This window comes from Draconibacterium mangrovi (assembly GCF_010586825.1).
Taxonomy (GTDB): Bacteria; Bacteroidota; Bacteroidia; order Bacteroidales; family Prolixibacteraceae; genus Draconibacterium; species Draconibacterium mangrovi.
This window is the reverse complement of record NZ_JAAAGB010000003.1, coordinates 55,948-76,010: the sequence shown is the minus strand read 5'-3', so window position 1 is coordinate 76,010 and position 20,063 is coordinate 55,948. Positions and strand designations below refer to the sequence as shown.

At 41.8% G+C, this 20,063-nt stretch carries 13 protein-coding genes; 7 read left to right on the top strand and 6 right to left on the bottom strand.

Translation table 11 applies throughout. The annotated features are described in order from the left end of the window. Window positions 1-37 precede the first annotated feature (37 nt). Both G4420_RS09750 and G4420_RS09745 read left to right on the top strand, forming a co-directional pair. Window positions 38-1,348, top strand: a complete 1,311-nt coding sequence (locus G4420_RS09750) for a Gfo/Idh/MocA family protein (protein ID WP_163323463.1) — start codon at window positions 38-40, stop codon at window positions 1,346-1,348. A gap of 202 nt (window positions 1,349-1,550) precedes the next feature. Next, complete coding sequence (locus tag G4420_RS09745; protein ID WP_204273649.1) at window positions 1,551-2,786, top strand: glycerate kinase; 1,236 nt, start codon at window positions 1,551-1,553, stop codon at window positions 2,784-2,786. 120 nt (window positions 2,787-2,906) lie between these two features. Here G4420_RS09745 and G4420_RS09740 read toward each other — a convergent pair whose 3' ends face one another. Then, window positions 2,907-4,058 carry a hypothetical protein gene (locus G4420_RS09740; RefSeq protein ID WP_163323462.1) on the bottom strand — a complete coding sequence of 384 codons (1,152 nt, stop codon included), beginning with the start codon at window positions 4,056-4,058 and terminating at the stop codon, window positions 2,907-2,909. Between the two features lie 740 nt (window positions 4,059-4,798). On the opposite strand from G4420_RS09740, the gene G4420_RS09735 reads away from it, so the two are divergent. Then, window positions 4,799-5,530: a DUF6261 family protein gene (locus G4420_RS09735; RefSeq protein ID WP_163323461.1), complete on the top strand. Its 732-nt coding sequence runs from the start codon at window positions 4,799-4,801 to the stop codon at window positions 5,528-5,530. A gap of 73 nt (window positions 5,531-5,603) precedes the next feature. Here G4420_RS09735 and G4420_RS09730 read toward each other — a convergent pair whose 3' ends face one another. Further along, entirely contained in the window at window positions 5,604-7,400 is a 1,797-nt protein-coding gene (locus G4420_RS09730) for a histidine kinase N-terminal 7TM domain-containing protein (RefSeq protein ID WP_163323460.1), read from the bottom strand. A gap of 183 nt (window positions 7,401-7,583) precedes the next feature. Here G4420_RS09730 and G4420_RS09725 point away from each other — a divergent pair, with 183 nt between their 5' ends. Both G4420_RS09725 and G4420_RS09720 read left to right on the top strand, forming a co-directional pair. Further along, window positions 7,584-9,731, top strand: a complete 2,148-nt coding sequence (locus G4420_RS09725) for a S46 family peptidase (RefSeq protein WP_163323459.1) — start codon at window positions 7,584-7,586, stop codon at window positions 9,729-9,731. A 242-nt stretch (window positions 9,732-9,973) separates the two neighbouring features. Then, window positions 9,974-13,333, top strand: coding sequence for a sensor histidine kinase (locus G4420_RS09720; protein ID WP_163323458.1), 3,360 nt, complete (start codon window positions 9,974-9,976; stop codon window positions 13,331-13,333). 28 nt (window positions 13,334-13,361) lie between these two features. On the opposite strand, the gene G4420_RS09715 is transcribed toward G4420_RS09720, so the two are convergent. Both G4420_RS09715 and G4420_RS09710 read right to left on the bottom strand, forming a co-directional pair. Next, entirely contained in the window at window positions 13,362-14,339 is a 978-nt protein-coding gene (locus G4420_RS09715) for a hypothetical protein (RefSeq protein WP_163323457.1), read from the bottom strand. Between the two features lie 127 nt (window positions 14,340-14,466). After that, the gene (locus G4420_RS09710; RefSeq protein ID WP_163323456.1) at window positions 14,467-15,279 is read right to left on the bottom strand and encodes a hypothetical protein; all 813 of its coding nucleotides are present in this window, start codon (window positions 15,277-15,279) and stop codon (window positions 14,467-14,469) included. Between the two features lie 113 nt (window positions 15,280-15,392). Between G4420_RS09710 and G4420_RS09705 the strand changes: the two genes are divergently transcribed. After that, window positions 15,393-17,450: an acetate--CoA ligase family protein gene (locus G4420_RS09705; protein WP_163323455.1), complete on the top strand. Its 2,058-nt coding sequence runs from the start codon at window positions 15,393-15,395 to the stop codon at window positions 17,448-17,450. A 97-nt stretch (window positions 17,451-17,547) separates the two neighbouring features. Here the strand turns inward: G4420_RS09705 and G4420_RS09700 are convergent, their stop codons facing one another. Then, entirely contained in the window at window positions 17,548-18,144 is a 597-nt protein-coding gene (locus tag G4420_RS09700; protein ID WP_163323454.1) for a c-type cytochrome, read from the bottom strand. 230 nt (window positions 18,145-18,374) lie between these two features. Between G4420_RS09700 and G4420_RS09695 the strand changes: the two genes are divergently transcribed. Then, a complete protein-coding gene (locus tag G4420_RS09695; RefSeq protein ID WP_163323453.1) occupies window positions 18,375-19,619 on the top strand; it encodes an ATP-binding cassette domain-containing protein in 1,245 nt (414 codons plus the stop codon). 61 nt (window positions 19,620-19,680) lie between these two features. Here the strand turns inward: G4420_RS09695 and G4420_RS23240 are convergent, their stop codons facing one another. Then, window positions 19,681-20,025, bottom strand: a complete 345-nt coding sequence (locus tag G4420_RS23240) for a hypothetical protein (protein ID WP_204273648.1) — start codon at window positions 20,023-20,025, stop codon at window positions 19,681-19,683. Between the last annotated feature and the right edge of the window lie 38 nt (window positions 20,026-20,063).

Genomic DNA, 20,063 nt, shown 5'->3' with positions numbered 1-20,063 from the left:
ACGATTGTAAAAACAGAATACATAAGATTTTAATACAATGACTGATCGAAGAAATTTTATAAAACAATCGGCTATCGCCACAGCAGCAGTTGGTGTTGCACCGGGGCTTTTAAACGCTTGTGCATCACCTGCCGAGCAGGTTAATGTGGCGCTCATCGGTTGTCGTTCGATGGGATTTAACAACCTCCGTAGTTTTTTGCGCAAGGAAAATAATGTAGCCTGTGTGGCGCTTTGCGATGTTGACAGTAGAGTATTGGAGGATAAAGCTGCCGAAGTTGAAAAAATGACGGGAAAACGGCCACTCACTTACGCCGATTTCAGAGATGTGCTGGACAACAAAGATGTACATGCGGTAATTATAGGTACACCCGACCACTGGCACGCTTTAATGATGATGATGGCGCTGGATGCGGGAAAACACGTGTACGTGGAAAAACCAATGGGGCATAGCATTGAAGAGTGTAATGCAATGGTGGCTGCCCAGGCAAAACACCCTGAACTTTATTGCCAGGTAGGCATGTGGCAACGCAGCTCAAAACATTGGTTTGAAGCGTCTGAGATTGTAAAGTCAGGAATGCTGGGTGAAGTTCACCTGGTAAAAGCCTGGATTTATAAAGGTTACGATACGGCGTATCCGGTAATGGAAGATTCTGCAGCACCGGATTATGTCGATTATGATATGTGGCTGGGACCAGCTCCAAAACGTCCGTTTAATATGAATCGTTTTCATTATAATTTCCGTTGGTGGTGGGATTATGCAGGTGGTGCAATGACTGATTGGGGCGTTCACCTGCTCGATTTTGCATTGTACGCCATGGATGCCGGTATGCCCGAGTCGATTTCTCCGGGTGGCGGTATTTTTTACCACCAGCCGGGAGCCATTGAAACACCCGACATTCAGCAGGCCATTTATCAATACCCAAAGCATACCATGATTTGGGAATGTGGTTTAAATCCGGGAATCGGACCGTACCAAAAAGCACACGGTATTGCTTTTGTCGGGCAAAAAGGAACTTTGGTGGTTACACGAAGCGGTTACGAAATATTACCCGATCACAGCCTGGAATTAAAAGGTCCTTTCTTTGAAGCTAAGGCCCAGAAAAATTACGGCGATGGTTTGGATGAGCACGTGCAAAACCTGCTGTCGTGTATCCGAAAAGGCGGCACCTTAAATGCTCCGGTTGAAGTTGGCGCAAAAACGGCTATCGTTTCCGAGATGGGAAACATGGCTTATCGCGTGGGGCAGCGTATTCACTGGAATAATGATACGCAGTTGTTTAACGAGGCAGCAGCCAACGATCTGATGAAGTTGAATTACAATAAAAACTGGCAATTACCAAAAGTTTAGTGGGGATACAATTGATACGATTTCTGATTATATATTTAATTAAAGCGGGAGGCCAATTTGGGCTTCCCGTTTTTTGTTATCTGCCAATTCCTGATAAATATTCTTATTTTAGAGAACTTAAGACCTTTGGACTGAAAATCCAGAAGTAAAAAAGCGAATTAATTTCGCAGGAAAACCTACAGAGATCCAAAGCTTGCACAAGATGGACATGATTCAACTTTGTGTCTTTGTGTTCTTAGTGGTAATAAGTTTTGTAGTAAGCAAACTAACAGCAATAAGTTGTATGGGATCAACCATTAATCAGGAAATGAAGAAGATTGTAATCGCACCCGACAAGTTTAAAGGATCGTTAACCGGAATTGAATTTTGCGATGCCGTTGAACGTGGCATAAAAAAGCACATCGAAAATGTGACGATAGTAAAACTGCCGCTTGCCGATGGAGGAGACGGAACAGTTGATGCCCTGAAATTTTATACCGGTGGGAAGTTGATTTCTGCAGAGGTGCACGATCCCTTACTACGCCCCATAAAAGCCAATTATTTGTATGCCGAAAAAGAAAAGCTGGCTTTTATTGAAATGGCCGAAGCGTCAGGAATTCGCTTACTGGAAAACGATGAGATGAATCCGCTGGAAACCTCAACATACGGAACCGGTGAATTGATACTGGATGCCGTAAAACGTGGTGCCCAACATATTCTTTTAGGAATTGGCGGCAGCTCAACCAACGATGCCGGAATGGGAATGGCCAGTGCGCTCGGGTTTCGTTTTTTTGATGCCAAAGACATTCTGCTGGAGGGGAAAGGAAAGGATTTAAACCAGCTGGCGCGCATCGATACTTCGATGGTAAACGCGGAGTTGCGAAATATAAAATTTGAAGTGGCCTGCGATGTGGATAATCCCTTATATGGGCCAAATGGTGCCGCACATATTTACGCGCCGCAAAAAGGAGCATCGAAGCGGGTAGTGGAAGAGCTGGATGCCGGTCTGAGAAATTTTAATAAAAAAGTAGAAACACAATTTGGTAAAATCCTGCAAAACATTGCCGGGGCTGGTGCTGCCGGTGGACTGGGAGCAGGTTGTGTGTTGTTTCTGAATGCCGAATTAAAATCGGGAACCGAGCTCATAAAAGCAATTGCTGATTTTGATGAGCAGGTAAAAGATGCCGAGTGGATTGTTACCGGCGAAGGCAAATTTGATGAACAGACATTTTCGGGGAAAGTAATTAAAGGCGTTCTCGATTCAAGAACCAACCAGCAACTGGCTGTTTTTTGCGGCTTAAGTGAGTTAAACGAACAACAAATAAAAGCGCATAAAATCGATTATCTGGCTGAAATGATGGAGCAAGCTGCCGATGTTGAAGATTCAATAAAAAATGCGGGTGAATACCTGGAAATAGCCGCAGCTCAATTTGCAGCAAGAATTAAATCAACTAAATAATTTTCGGAGTATTGTTGTTGTCCTGAATTGTGCCGAAGGTTAACTTTAGTAAAAATAACAATTGTATAAGTAATGGCAGATTATAAAACCTGCCACTACTTATACAAAGTCTGGTGTAGTTTAGCTATTTCTTAATTTCTCATCTTTTATAAAATCCCTCAGATTTTCTACATCCTTTAAATACTTTTTCTTTGCATCGGGCATTAGCTCAATTTTGTCGCAAATATCAGTAGCTTCATTATAATTCCCTGTCATTATATACGCTTCAATAATGTTGATCAATAAGGCTTGTTCGACCTCGCTGTTTATCCGGGCTTTTTTATCCGATTGATCTGCGCCTTTTAATTCCTCACTCCATTCTGCTATCGACTCTTTCAGTTGGTTAACTGATTCCTGACTATCGGTGAGTAGCCCTTCGTAGGAACGCTGAGCTTTTCTTAAGGTTAACAGGTGTGTATCATAAGAATATTTTTTGCCGTCACCTTTGTAAAGCTCGGTATAGCGCTTTACATTCGAGTAACCAAACTTGTAATTGATTAGCTCATTCACTTCCGTAGCCAAACTCTCCAGATAAGCACTTAGTTGCGAATTAAAATAAGCTGGCCAGGTATTTTCAACATATTTATCCCATTCCGAATCTTTAATTCCTTGCGGAGCCAGAATTTCATGTTCGTAATTCGACTTTTTTATGACTTCAGTAAACAGAACGTTTCCATCAGAAGTGATAAGCGATACTTCAACAGGCTGCTGAACCTTAACTTTACGTAACTTATAGTTCTCTCCGTTCTTCTCTTTGGGGGCATCAATAGGTGCGCTGCAGGCAATTTCTTTATAGGTTACTTTTATTAAAACCGCATCGTCATTTCCTTTATCATACCCATCTAACGCGATTTTCGACTCTAAAATGCTAAGCTCAGGAATAGCTAATGTTTCAGGCTTTTTAACATGACGTTTTTCCGGTTTTTTACCTTCTCCAATCAATGCACGTTCTGCCAATACTTTTCCCAGCGATTTGTTGTTGTAGGTTTCCATCTCTGCCTGGTACTCTTCTTCTGCCTTGGCCAACTCCATTTCATATTCGGCCAGCTTATCTTGTTCGTGTTGTATCCATAAAATATCAACCTCAACGTTATATTTTTTTATTGAAGCATCCAATTTCTCAATGGGGTTACGCAAATAGGTATAACTGATCTTTTCCTTATCTACGTTTTGAGCCTGTAGGGTTAACAGTGAAACAAAGGTTAAAATGGTTAGTAACAATGGTTTTTTCATGATGTAAAAATTTATTCGCTATAATTAATTATTAATGGTTCATTTTTGTACCGCCGGCGCAGATAACCCATACCCCGGACACAGGACTGCAAGCTCATTTCAATTCAATCGAATTGCACACCAATTGCAAATCGGCACGAGCAGAGTTAGGCGTATAATATTCAAAATTGTAAATGCTTTTTATTGTGGCTATTTCGTGGCGCGTCATCACGAATACCGGTTTTAGGGTGTTAAAACTAAACATATTTTTTATGTTTCAGGTAACAAACACAGGAAATCAATTCATCATAAATTATATGATTAAAATAACCGGTAATTTGTTTCTCCGGAAAACCGGAAGGCAAAAATCGGCTTTGGTTTATACCTCCGAAAAACCGGAGACCAAAAACAAGCTCTAGTTTTTGTTTCCGAAAAACCGGAGATAAAAATTAGTTTCCAATTCAGATTTCCGAAAAACCGGAGGGCAATAAAAGGCGCTGATTTATACTTCCGAAAAATCGGAGATGAAAAACAAGCTCCAGTTTTTATTTCCGAAAAACCGGAGCCAAAAATTAGCTTCCAATTCAGAACTCCGAAAAACCGGAGAACAGAAACAAAAAGGTTTTTCGCCGTTCTAGCAGATTTAAAGCGGTGGAAACTTTAGCGAATCCTTCTGGATAAATTTATGTTAGCTATTGACTTTTTGAACAAATGACCTTAACTTGTATTTCTAATTTTAATCACCAATAAAATATTTAATCATGAAAAAAATTATTTTCTCCTATTTCACACTTGCAGCTTTAACTGCGTTGGTTCAAAAAATTGTAGCTCTTTTAACTGCAAAACTCCCTGAAAATGCAATGGTTATTTCACTGCTTAACCGTATTCAGCCACAGATTGAAACAGCTCTTCAGGCTATTGGAAGCTCCAGAAAAACTCCGCTTACCCAAACTGTTACAGCAGCCGATTTACGAAGGGATAATACATTTCGTTCGTTGCGCGACACAATTAAAGCAGGGTTGCGCCGACAAAACGAAGCGTATCGTAGTGCCTGCGAAGCACTTTGGCCCGAATTTGAAAAAAACAACCTGGAGCTGTATTATCTCGCTCGTGATAAACAAACTGCGGCTACTGAGAGTTTGCTGGCCGACCTGCGCAAACCTGAAAACGCCCCGCACCTGGCAACTACTCATACTGCTGATTGGGTTACCGAGCTGTATAACGATAACCAGGCATATGTAACGGCATCGGCACAACGCAGTGCTGAACGCTCGAGCGACGATACCCTACGCGACGCCGAGGCTTTTAAAGCGCTGAAAACAACGCTCGAACTATTGCAAAATATTCTGAATACAATGCAGGCCATGCAAGACCCACGTGGTATCGACGAGGTAGTGGCCGAAGTGTCGCAATACATTGCCGAAGCCAATGCAGCTGCGAAACAAAGCCAGAGTAATAACAGTGCCGACGAAAATAACGACGACACGGAATAAATAAAACTATAATGCCTGTGGGCAGATATTTGTGAGGTTTTCAGGCCTGCCCTTTTTGGGGTGGGCCGGTTTTTTAACGCACCTCGTTAAGTGCTTCAACCCGTACAACCGGAAGTTTAAAATAGAACAGCGAGCCTCCGCCTTTTTCGCCGCTACTTTCAACACCTACTTTACCACCCAGCTTTTCGATAATACGTTTTACAATCGATAGCCCAAGTCCGTAGCCGCCGGCTTTATCGGGTTGCAAACGCGTATGTTTCCGGAATACGTTTATGTGCTGATCTTTCGGAATACCATCGCCATTGTCTTTCACCCAATATTTCACCATCCCGTTTCCGCTAAGCTCGCAACCCACTTTAATTTGTGGCGGAACGCCACCGTATTTCATGGCATTCGATAACAGGTTTATCCAAATTTCCTCAATCCACGGTGCGTAGGCCTGCGCATTTATCCAGCCGTTTTCTACTTCAATTGTAGCCTTGTAATCGCTAACAATATCTGTAATTTGCGCCATAGCCGCCGCATAAACCTGCTGCATTTCAATCGGTGCGATTTCAACATCTTCGTGCCCTGCAGTGGCCATTTTAAGCAGCTCGTTGGTTACGCTTATGGTTTTCGACGACGATTCTTTTATTACCGCCGAAAATTCCTTAATCGTATCCATATCACCCTCTTCAATCGCTTCCAGAATAATGTCGCTTGATGAATAGATCACGCCTAACGAATTTTTCAGATCGTGAGCAAGCGTATGGGCATAGGCATCCAGGTCGTCGATCAGTTTCTCGTTACGTTTGTTTTGTTCCTTTAGCAGGTCGTTCTTTTTGGTAAGCTGATTTTTTGTTCGGCGTATCGACGAAACATCGCTTAAAACCATCAGTTTTCCGCTAAGTTTTCCCAGCTGGTCGTAAAGTGTTGAAACCCTGATCTGGTAATAGTCGGTTTGTTTGTTGTTTTGAAGTTCAAAGTCGGTAAAACTGTCGTCGGCCGACTGAAGCAACTCAATAATATTCGGAAATTTCTCAAGTGTATCAAAAACGTTGGAATGAATGGTCGTTGTTGCATCGAGGCTAAACGTATTTATCAGGGCCGGATTCGCTTCCTCTATTACCCCATTTGTATTTATTACCAAAACACCTTCATTCATGGTGTCAAGCAGTTTCTGTCGGGCAAGCGGAATCAGCTCAAATATTTTGTATCGGAATATGCCAAACACAATGATCAGACCGGTTAAAACAAACGAAACGGTAGTCCAGTCAAATCCCGGAACCGGATTGATGTTAAAAATGTACATCAGGTTAGCCATTACCGGAATAAGCGAGGCAATGATTAATAAGCGAATTTGTTTTTTGTAAAAACTGGTAAAAGTCGAAATCGAACTAATCAGGTTAAAAATCCCCCATGCGATTAGCGTAAAAGTATAGATGTCGAAAATCCAAAACCAAATACCATGTTGGTAATGCAGTATGTTGGTGCTGCTGTTTAGAGTGTAATTTTTCCATATCAGTCCGTGTTTTTCGTTGGTAAATACCAGAAACAGCGTAATTATCGGAACAATCAGCGTGAAAAGAATATTACGTTTATTTACCAAACGAAATTTCTGACTAAAAGCGGTGGTAAAAAAGAAGTACGAAACCGGGATAAATGCGATGCCTAAATAGGACATTTGCGAGTAGAAAACTTTTTCTTCCAACAGGGGAGTACCAAACTCCAGTGCGTAACTAAAAGCCCAGATAGCAACAAAAACTTCCAGTAAAATAAGGAAGCGCACCTCAGTGGCTTTTCTGAATTTCCATAAAAGGATACATGTTCCGATTGCAGTAAAGGCGGTTATTAGTTGAATACTGCTGATACTCGGTATAAAGTCAATCATAGGTAGCGTCTGTTGCTTGTAGTACAAATTTATAAAATTCTATAAATTGTGCAGGTATTTTGGTTCTTTATGCAAACAGGATTGCCCATGAAAAGTTCATAAAAATCCATCGGTCAAAATGTAATTAATCATTGTTTTATTTCTGCGGTTTTATTCTCTTTAGCGCTTTAAAATTTTTTAAGAATGATAAAGAAGAGTTTTTTGCTTGTAATACTTGGTTTAAGTCTGTTTCAACTTTCGGCGAAAGAAGGAATGTGGATTCCTATTCTGCTGGAAAAATACAACCTGGCAGAAATGCAGGAAATGGGTTTTAAATTAACTGCCAACGATATTTACGATGTAAACCACTCGAGCATGAAAGATGCCGTAGTAATTTTTGGCGGCGGATGTACCGGAGAACTGATATCGGATGAAGGCTTGCTGATTACCAACCATCACTGCGGATACCGCCAGATTCAGTCGCACAGTACGGTGGAACACGATTACCTTACCAACGGTTTTTGGGCCATGAGCCGCGACGAAGAACTGCCCAACGAACGATTAACGGTAAGTTTTCTTGAGTATATGGAAGATGTAACGGACAAAGTTCTGGCCGGAACCGAAAACCTGGAAGGCGAAGCAGCAGACAAAAAGATAAATGAAAATACCGATCGTATTATTAAAGAAGCCCGCAACGACGGGAAATTTACCGCGTCGGTAAAGCCGCTTTTTTATGGCAACCAGTATTTCCTTTACGTGTACAAAGTTTATAAAGATGTGCGTTTGGTAGGTGCACCACCATCGGCCATTGGCAAGTTTGGTGGCGATACCGACAACTGGACGTGGCCGCGCCATACCGGCGACTTTTCGTTGTTCCGTATTTATGCCGATGAAAACAACGAACCGGCAGAGTACTCGCCCGATAATGTGCCGTTTAAACCCAAAAAATCGTTCCCGGTTTCGATGAAAGGTATCCAGCCCGGCGATTTTACAATGGTTTTTGGTAACCCCGGAACCACCATGCAATACTGGCCACACCAGGCGGTTGATGTAACCATGAACCAACGCGATCCGGACCGCATAATGTTGCGCGACATAAAGCTTGATATTATTGGCGGCGATATGGAATCGGATCCGAAAATTCGTATTCAGTACGCGGCAAAATATCAGTCGATAAGCAATTCGTGGAAAAAATGGCAGGGCGAAATTAAAGGTTTAAAACGCCTCGATGCCGTAAATAAAAAGCTGGCTTACGAAGAAGAATTCAAAAAATGGGCACAGCACAACAACACCTGGGATAACACATACGAACCGGTTTTTAATGCATTTGAAGAGCTGTACACCGACTATGCAACCTACATAAAAGCATACGATTACTACCGCGAAATCGTAATGAGCGGAGTAGAGGTGTTTAAGCAGGCGCGCACCGTCAATTCTATCATTAATAATATTGAGAACGACCAGGGTGAAAGAGCCGAAAGTATTCGTTCGGCTATGCTTAACGGGCTTCCCGGATTTTATAAGGATTTTAACCAGCCAACCGACGAAGATTTGTTTGCGGCACTTATGCCCGAGCTGATTAATGGCCTCGACGCCTCGTTTTTACCTGCCGAAGTGGTGGAAACAATTAAGCAGAACGACCGGGAGAAACTAATTAAAAAAGTTTATCAGAAATCGATATTAACCGATCGCGAAAAGCTGGAAGACCTGCTGAAAAACGGATCGGAAAAACAATTGTTGAAATTGCGCAAGGATCCGTTGATTGCGATGTACAATCAACTGAACTTTATTTACGAAAAGGATATCATTCCCGAGGTGCGGAAGATCAGCAAATCAATCGACGACAACATGAAAGTGTACATGGCCGGATTGATGGAAATGAAAAAGGGACAGGCCTTTTATCCGGATGCCAACCTTACCTTGCGTGTTGCCTACGGACAAGTGGAAGGTTACGAGCCAAAAGACGGCGTGAAATACAAATACTATACAACGCTGACCGGGATAATGGAAAAAGACAATCCGGAGATTTACGACTACGATGTACCGGATCGTTTAAAAGAGCTTTATCAGACAAAAGACTTTGGCCAGTATGAAGTAAACGGCGATGTGCCGGTTTGTTTTACAGCCTCAAATCATACCACCGGTGGTAACTCGGGCAGCCCTGTTGTAAATGGTAATGGCGAGTTGATCGGAGTGAACTTCGATCGTTGCTGGGAAGGAACCATGAGCGACATCATGTACGACCCGGAGCGCTGCCGTAATATTTCAATCGACATTCGGTATGCTCTTTTTATTATCGATAAGTTCGCCGGAGCGGGTTATTTACTGGATGAAATGGAGATTGTGAAATAAATAAATAGTCGTTTTGGATTAGACTCTAACACCAATTTTTAATCTTTTTTGAAGGCAATATCATCCGTTTTAGCCTCCTGACTTTTAAAAAATGGAATATTTTTGTGTTCGACCTGTGTGTACATCGATGGTAAATTTTTATTCAATCGGGAAGGGATAAAAATTACCGGGATGTTTGAAGGGGACTTTCAACAAAGAAGCCGAAACCAGCTAACTTTTACATTGCTAAGAGTGGGGTTTATATGATAAAACTGATTAAGAAAAAATATTGGGCTAAAATTCTCCTTCTGTTTTGTACAATCATTATTTCTGTGGTTTCGTTTGCCGAAAACATCGACCTGATATTTGCAGATCCGATTCCGGATAAAGAATTTAAGAGCAAAAACAGTACATGTATTGTGCAGGATGATAATGGTTTTATCTGGATTGGAACCAACGACGGATTGTATTGCCTTAAAGGAAACAATTTAACCAGCTATTTATCGGGAGGAACTGATAGTACCAGTTTATACGATAACCGTATTCAGAAACTGTTTATCGATCAGTCAGGTTTGCTTTGGGTGATATCAATGAGGGGAGTCTGTACTTACAATCCGTACCTGGATAACTTTAACCGAATTCTGAATGGATTTGAATTGGAGGATGATGAGTTTCATCAAATTTCGGTTATAAACCAGGATCAAAAGAACACGATTTATATAGCAGTAGAAAGATCAATTTACAGTATCGATCAGCAGCAAAATACACACAAAATTATATACCACAACCCTGAACTCAGGATTACAGACTTTCTTTTCGACGAAAACAATAACATCTGGATTGCTTCAGAAAACCGGGGTTTGATTTATTTTAACACCACGGATGGGACAAGTAAAAGTTTTGTTGCCGAAAAAACAGATAGCAGAAGTATAAGTAACAACAGTATTCACGATATTTCTTACGATCGAACTTCGAAACTGTGGATAGCGACCTATGAAGGCGGTATTAATGTTTTAAACACCAAAACCCTTGAAATAAAGCGTTATGGAACAGATAATACCTATTCTGATTATGTGTTGTCGGCCTATATCGACAATCAAAAAAATGTTTGGGTTTGCGATTTAGGTGGATTGCGAAAGTATGATAAAACATCCGATACTTTTGTGAGAATAGAAAGCCTTAATAGTTCAGGAGAACTGATTGAAGAATTTCCTTCTCAGATACTTCAGGACAAACAGGGAAATTACTGGACGGTAAATGCGCTCAGCGGTGTAGGACTAAGATATCCGGCGAAGGGGATAAGCGTTTATGATGAAAACCGGGCGAATTTCTGGCATACGATCAATAATAATATTTCTGTGATCGCTTTCGATGCGAATAACATGTGCTGGATTGGAAATGGAAATGATGGTGTTGATGTTTTTGATTTTAAGAATAAACAGCACAGGGTTTATCATTCCAACCTGAATTATGCCAACAGCCTGGGGCTGGGAGCCGTTCTGTGTTTATACAACGACAGTAAAAACAGAATGTGGGTGGGTACCAACCTCGGAGGCCTGCAGTGCTGCGACCCGGAGAACGACAATTTTATCACTTATATGAACGATCCGTCTGATTCATTGTCAATTTCGAATAACGACATCAGGGGACTACAGGAAGATGCCGATGGTAATTTCTGGGTGATAACGCATGGAAAGGGAATTGATTATTTTAATTATAAGGAGCAAAAATTCTATAATTACAACGTTAGAAAAAACGGACTGTCGAGTGACTGGCCATTCCAGCTTTTGCTTGATTCGGATGAAAATCTGTGGGTAGCAACACCCAGTGGAATTAGTGTTTTGAAAAAAGGGGCACAGAAATTTACAGTCTATTATTATGAAGCGGAAAATTCCAATACAATTCCCAACGATTACATCAATTGTTTGTTCGAAGATTCAAAAAAGCGTATCTGGATTGGTACATTCTCGGGATTGTGCAAATACAACCCGGAAGCTGACGATTTTTATCTGATCGATCCCGGGTTTCCGGTTCAGAATATTTGTTCTGTAGAAGAAGACAGAAAAGGAAATTTATGGGTGGGTTCAGTTACCGGAGTAACTGGTTTTAATCCTGATACCGAAAAATTAATCACCAACCTTGATGAAGCGGACGGACTTCCTCCCGGTAGATTTAAACCGGGGTGTAGTGCCAAAAATGCAGATAATGTGCTGTTTTTTGGAGGAGATGAAGGAATCGCCGCTTTTGATCCGGAGAAACTGATACTAAATACAGAGGTGCCCGATGTATATATCAGTGGAATTTTCCTTCAGCATAAGAAAGTGGACAAGTTTGGAGAAAATGAAATGCTGGAAAAGAGCCCCTTGTTCATCGATGAAATAAATCTGAAACACAACCAAAACACCATTGGTTTTGAATTTTCATCGACCAACTACGTGGATAACGTAAAAAATAAATTTAAGTACAAACTTGAGGGTCTTGAAGATGATTGGATTGAAACCAATCATCCTGATGTAACATACAATTACCTGCCACATGGAAATTATGTGTTTAGGGTTATAGCGGAAAATAACGACGGTGTATGGAATAACGAGGGAGCATCGGTGAAAGTGGAAATTCAACCGCCATGGTGGTTTTCCTGGTGGTTTATTTCAGGCGTAATTATATTTCTTGTTTTTCTGGTGATTGTAATTTTCAGGTATCGAGTGGCTATGCTTAAGGCTGAAAAACACAAACTGGAAGAATTAGTGCAAAACAGAACCAAGGTACTAAACGATAAAAACCGTTTGCTTGAGCTTCAGAAAGAGAAACTCCACGAAAAAAACACCTTACTAAATCAGCAAAAACAGCAAATTGAAACACAGGCAAATAAAATTGCTGAAGTGGCAGCAAACCTCTCTCAATTAAATACTGAGCTAACCACGGCGAATGCTACAAAAGACAAACTTTTCTCCATAATTGCCCATGATCTTATAAACCCGTTTAATGCAATTTTAGGTTTCTCGGATGTGTTAAAAGAAGGGCACCAAAGCATGGATGAGGAAAACAGAATGGAGATAATAAAGCATATACACGAATCGTCGCACAATGCTTTTGATTTGCTGAAAAGTTTGCTGCACTGGGCCAGAAGCCAGGACAAAAAAATTGAATTTAAACCGGAGCGTTTAAACATAGCCGAAATCTTTTCAAATGTTATGGTTGAAGTTTCGTCAACGGCATTGAAAAAACAAATAAAAGTTGAAAATAAGCTTGAGAATCAGGAGCTGGCAATATACTTCGACAGGAACATGATTATGCTTATTTTGCGAAACCTGTTGATGAATGCCATAAAATTTAGCAATAAAGAAAGCAGTATAATTATAAATGCGGTTCAAACAGCGAAGAATACAGTACAGTTCTCGGTAAAAGATTTTGGTGTTGGAATGCAGCCCGACTATGCAGCCGCAATTTTTAGTGATGACATGAATATAAACGTTGCAGAAGGCACAAACGGCGAGATAGGGGTTGGGCTCGGACTTTCTTTATGTAAAGATTTTATAACCAACTATAACGGCGACATTTGGGTTGAAAGCGCACCCGGAAAAGGAAGTACCTTCTTTTTTACAATTAAGGGGGAACAGTAAAATCAAGTCTGCGAATTCCTTGTGTAAGTTAATTGCCAAAAATGTATATAATGGAAAGTTGCTGCTGTTGATCAAGTGTATCCCAGTCAACAAAATGCATCGACACGTTGAATTTTCCTTTTATCTTTTCGTGATTGATAAAATACCAGATTAGGTCGGTACGCGAATAGTTTTTTGCCCGGTAATACGGATCGCCATAAGCAAATTTATGTCCGGCACCCAAACTCATCACCGATTTTACTCCAAGGTTTTTATAACGCATATTGGCTTCGGCAAAAAAGCTGGTGGCTGTTTCGTAACCATCGGTAACATTTCGCTCGCGATATTGCGATGTAAGCATTCCCATTTTTAAATCTCCCTGAACAGCAATGGTTTCAGGAGTGCGGATTCCTGCCTGAAGGGCAAATCCCATATAATCTTCAATATGTAATGGCGGATCGTTGTGCAGTGTGTGGGCATTGTGAAACATCAACAGGTAATTCTGTAAAAACAGGTTTTTAAAAAAGATCTCGCCAGAAAATCCGGCCATAAACTGCTCGCGTTGAGTTTCGGTTTGGCGGCCAACCCAGTCAACAAAACCATTCTGATGGCCCCAGTCCCAGCTAATTTTTCCATACAGACCTTCGATATTGGGTTGATAATATTGTAAAGTATCCGTTAGCATGGCCAGCGGAAAATCAATTTTATCGCGGCGCGGAAAGGCTCCAAATGCAAACAATTTGTTTTGATCTTTAAACTGGTAATACAAAGTCAGTTTTGTTTTTTGCGCATCCAAATCGCTGCCAAATTCCAGCAAGTGGCTTAATCCTCCGCGCAACTGATGGTTGTCGATATCAACACCTACCTCAAAGGCACCGCGGCTTCCCATTATGGTTTGCGGGTAGGCATAAGGCGGCGAAAACTCGCGGTTATCGCCAATGCCTTCAAATAATAGCTGGTATTTAAATTCCTGAGCGTGGGCTAAAAACCCCATAAATATCAGTAGTAAGAGTAGCGTTTTTTTCATTCTGAAATGTTTGTTTGCGAAAGTAATAAAAGCTTCGTCAATTGATAAATTGAAAAACGGTTAAATTGTTAAACTGTTCGCTGAAGAACTGTAATCTGAGACTGGAAACTGCGACTGCTAACTAAGCTCAGTCACACAAAATATAGTTGTCTTTGCGTGGATTGATAACCATTACCGGAAGTTTACCTGCCGCTTTGATCACCTTTCTTTCGGGCAATCCAATCAGCAAGTCAAGCGGGGTAATATTCGAGCTTCCCAAAATTACCAGCAAGTTACAATCGGAAGCAAGGGCCAGCTCAAGTGCTTCAAAAACATTGCGTAAACTCGATCTGCTTCCTCTAAAACGTTTATGTACGATCTTGAATTTTTCGTACAATTTACGCGTCAGTTCTGTATTCTTTAATACATTTTGTTTGGCTTCCCGGGTTTTGTCGTTTGCCGAAATGGTAACAATTTGGGCAGCATTAAACCGGCCAAAATACGAGCACCACAGCGAACTGTCGCTTATTTCTTTGCGCAGGTCAATGGGTTGTAGCAGGTGGTTGTAATCTATAATTTTCGACTCGGGGTGAACAAACAAAAATGGAATTGAAGTCTCTGCAAGCGCGGTTGAATAGTCTTTAAAATTCAGCGAATTTACTACCACGATTATCGCTTCATAATCTTCAGCAAGCAGATCGGGTAGCTGCGTTTGACTCTCGGATAACAAAAGTGTTGAAACTTTCTGTTTCGCTACTTCCTGTTTTACAATGGCTGCATAATTCTGCAATTTTTGCTTAAACTCATCGTGCTGCTTTTTTTGTTTGGGGCGGTAGTTATAGAGTAAACAAAGCTCTTTTTTGAAAATAGAAGCCAGTTTTAATCCATGAACGATCAGGCCCTGATCCGAATCTTTCAGCTCGGTAAACACAACTATTTTCTGCTCTTTGCTAACGGTCATTCTTGTTTTTCACGTAAAAATAAGGTTTTAAGCCATGCTTTTATTTGATGTTGAAAAAAATCAGGAAAGGTTAACATGTATTTACCTACTTTTATGCTGCTAAAGCGCGAACTATGATTAACGAAAAACTGCTCCGCCCCAACAGTATTGTGGTGGTTGGTGCATCAAACAATATTGCAAAACCCGGTGGAAAGATTATTAAAAACCTGCTGGATAACCATTTTGCAGGCGATCTTTTTGCTATCAATCCCAACGAATCAAAAATTCAGGGAATTCCGGCTTTTCCCGATGTGGCGGATCTACCGGAGGTTGATTTGGCTATTTTGGCCATTCCCGCCAAATATTGTTTGCAAACCATTACCGACCTGGCGGAGCAAAACAACACCAAAGCATTTATCATCATTTCGGCGGGTTTTGGCGAAACCAGTGAAGCGGGTAAAGAACTCGAACAGCAAATTGTAAAGGTTGTTGAGGAGCACGATGCTTGTTTGATAGGGCCAAACTGTATTGGCGTGATGACGCCCTGGCATGCCAGCGTATTCACTACGCCTATTCCGGAGCTGACTTCCGAAGGTTGCGATTTTATTTCCGGATCGGGAGCCACAGCTGTTTTTATCATGGAATCGGGAATCCCGAAAGGTTTGCGTTTTGCCAGTGTTTTTTCTGTCGGGAATAGCGCACAAACCGGCGTTGAAGATGTTTTAGCCTACCTCGATGAACACTATGTAGATGGAGAAAGTCCGCGCGTTAAATTGCTCTATATCGAAAATATAAACGATCCCGATAAGTTGTTGTATCATGCTACTTCGCTTATTAAAAAAGGATGCAAAATAGCAGCGATTAAGGCCGGAAGTTCATCGGCCGGAAGCCGTGCAGCATCATCGCATACCGGTGCACTTACGAGTTCGGATGCCGCAGTGGAGGCCTTGTTCCGCAAAGCCGGAATTGTGCGTTGTTATGGTCGTGAGGAATTAACAACCGTTGCCAGTGTGTTTATGTGCAAAGAGTTGCAGGGCGAGAAACTGGCGATTATAACACATGCCGGTGGACCCGGTGTTATGCTTACCGATGCCTTGGAAGACGGTGGATTAAAAATTCCGGAGATAGCTGATTCGGAAGCAAAAACTGCTTTGCTGCAAAAATTGTTTCCCGGATCATCGGTGGAAAATCCCATCGATTTTCTGGCAACAGGAACCGCAGAACAGCTGGGACATATTATCGATGCCTGCGAGAATGATTTTGATGTTGACGGAATGGCGGTGATTTTCGGAAGCCCCGGATTATTTCCGATTGGCGATGTTTACGATGTGCTTTCCGAAAAAATGAAGGTTTGCAAAAAACCAATTTACCCGATTCTTCCATCGATTATAAACGTAAAAGACGATGTTGCACACTTTTTATCGCGCGGCAATGTAAATTTTCCCGACGAAGTGTTGCTGGGACGAGCGCTAACAAAGGTTATGAATACGCCACAGCCTGTTGCGGAAAGAGAAGATCCGCAGGGTATTGATCCGGAGGCAGTTAAGGCCGTAATTGCCGGGACGAAAAATGGCTACCAGCCACCGGAAGTAATTCATAAACTGTTTGATTTGGCAGGCATTCCACGGGTGAAAGAAATGGTGGCTAAATCGGAGTCGGAAGCAGTGCTGGCCGGCATGAACATCGGTTTTCCGGTGGTAATGAAAGTAGTTGGGCCGGTGCATAAAACCGAAGTTGGCGGCGTAATCCTGAATGTTCGGAATGTTACCCAGGTTCGCAAAGAGTTTCATCACCTGTTTCAGATTGAAGGAACCGAAGGAGTTTTGATCGCCCAGATGGCAGCAGGAACCGAACTGTTTTTGGGAGCTACCTACGAAGAAACTTTCGGGCACGTTGTTTTGTGCGGAATGGGCGGTATTTATGTGGAAGTGATGAAAGATGTTGCATCGGGCCTGGCGCCGCTTACACACAGCGAAGCACGTTCGATGGTTACCAGTCTGAAATCATACAAAATACTAAAGGGATTTCGCAAACAGGCAGGTGTGAATATCGATAAGTATGTTGATATTATTGTGCGCCTGTCGTGGCTACTGCGTTTTGCCACCGAGATAAAAGAGATCGACATTAATCCACTGCTGGGTAACGAACAGGAAATTATGGCAGTTGATGCCCGTATCCGGATAGAATATTAGTTTTTAGCCACTAAAAAACAAAGTCACGAAAAACAGGTTTTGCAAAATCGTAGTGTTCTTCGTGACTTCGTGGTTTATAATGTAAGTTTAAATACGTCTATAGCTCACCGGGAGGAATAGCCGCCGGAACTACGTTTTTAACCGGAGGCAGACTTTTCAGATAGGCAAAAATAGCCGAGACATCTTCGTCTTTTATGTCCCTGAAATTCTCTATCGGCATTGGTGGTAAAAGCTTTCTTGTTCCGTCAAGGCCTTTAAATTTCCCCTCTTTCATCGCTTTTTTAAACTGTTCTTCCGTCCATGTACCAATACCTGTTGCATCGGGTGTAAGGTTGGCGGCAAACGACATCCCCCATGGGCCTGCGCTACCGGTTAAGTCGGGATAAAAAGTGGCAAATCCCTGCCCGGTCATTTCTGATTGTAAATCAAGTATTGGGCGGTCTCCGGGGTAGCCCGATAATAGCAGCTCGGGAATCAGCTCCGGCCCGTTGGCACCCATTTGTTTGGGCGAGTGGCAATCGTTACAACCCATAATTGTTACCAGATACTCGCCGCGAACCACCAACTCTTCGCCCGATAATTCGGCGGGGTGAGCTTCAGCTGCCGCCGGTTTCGATCCGTTGGTGCACGAAAAATTAACAAGGGCCAGGCACATGGCTCCAAAAATCAGCAAGACAAAGTTGTTTTTTTTCATAGTTCTTACTTTAAATTATATTTCATAAATAACTTCCCATTCCACTAAAGCAAGCTGATTTTGGATGTTTTTTTGGTTTAAAAAATGTGTAGTGGGATAATGGAAATCAATTTACACCTTATTAAGATTAATTCAAAATAAAATGTTAAAAAGGATTTACTGGAATGTGGGTAGTCCATCCTTGAAATTGATCAGATATTTCTAATTTGGCGTATTGAAAATACAAGTGTATGCATAAACATGTGGCCTTAATCGGCGATGATCTGGCGATGGATTCGACCTTTATAAAACAGCTTCTGAAAGGGGAGTGTTCGGAGCATTTCCCTCAACTGGCAGGAAAAAGGGGAGTGTTGTTTTCAAATACAACGCTGGCGAAATTTATCGAGGAAGAATTCAGGCATGATAATTTTGAACTGACTAAAAGTTATGGCCGCAGCATACGTACCTTGTCAAGCGGAGAGCAAAAAAAGGCGTTGCTTGAATATCTTATGGATAAACAGCCCGGTTTTATTATTCTGGATAATCCTTTTGATGCGCTGGATGTAGCTTCAGTAAAGCACTTAAAAGCACGACTGGAGAATATTGGGGGCCAGATGACCGTAATACAGGTGTTTAAACGGAAATCGGATCTGTTGCCGTTTATTAAACATGCCATGCGAGTTGATAATGGAGAAGTAGTTTTCGACGATGGAATAAAACAATACCTTGAAAAATATGAGCCGGAAGCGGAGATGCATTTTTCAATCGAAATTCCGGGGCCTGTACACGAGCAAAAATTGAGCTACAACGAGTTGATAAAACTCAGCGATGTTTCGGTTAAATACCGGGAACGACAAATACTAAATAAGATCAACTGGACGATTAAAGCCGGTGAGTTCTGGCAATTAAAGGGGCCGAACGGATCGGGGAAAACCACCATTTTAACCATGATAAATGGGGATAATCCAAAAGCTTTCGGGCAGAACATTGAATTGTTTGGCCGCCGCAAAGGAACGGGTGAAAGTGTTTGGGAGATAAAAAAGAAAATCGGGTATTTTACGCCATCGATGATGGAACTGTTTAAACGCCGTCATACCGCCGAGCAAATGGTGATTTCCGGTTTTCACGATTCCATTGGATTGTATCATCGGCCAAGCGAAATACAAAAGCATGTTGCTAACGAATGGTTAAAGGTGCTGGGACTGGCCGATAAAGGTAACTTGGCTTTTGTCGATCTTTCACAGGTACATCGTCGTATGGTGCTGATTGCCCGTGCCATGATTAAACATCCGCCGCTGCTGATTCTCGATGAGCCATCAACCGGACTCGACGATAAAAGTGCGGCACTGCTGTCGGCACTCATCAATAAAATAGCAGCAGAAAGTCAAACCGCAATTCTTTATGTGTCGCACCGTACGGAGCCTGATTTAAAACCCAAGTTTGTTTTTGAACTGAAACCCACAGAAAATGGTTCGGTGGGAGAGGTGGTGATGTAAAGCAGGTGCTTAATTCTTATGGAATTTTTTTCATTTTACTCTTCATGGAGGAATTGTGAATCTAACTTTTTACCGCTTTAACCGAATACACCAAGGGGAACTTATTTTCAAGCCCTTTAATTTTATATTTTCCTTTTTCAACCTCAACTAAATTTTCGAGGCAATTGTAGGGCGAGTAGTTGTATTCTTTGAAGTCGGTAAGCGTAAGGCCGGCTTTCATCATCGAATCGATAACGGTGCTTAAACCATGATTCCAGCAAACCGATTTTCCCTTAATTGGCGCATCATTATCAGTGTATGTGCCTTCCAGTTCTTCTACAATCGCGTCTGATTCCATATAGTCAAACTCCACCCGCTTAAAATCGTAGCTGAACATCCATACGATGGGATGAAATTCAACAAACACCAGTTGCCCGCCGGGTTTTAGGAAATGTTCGATAATTG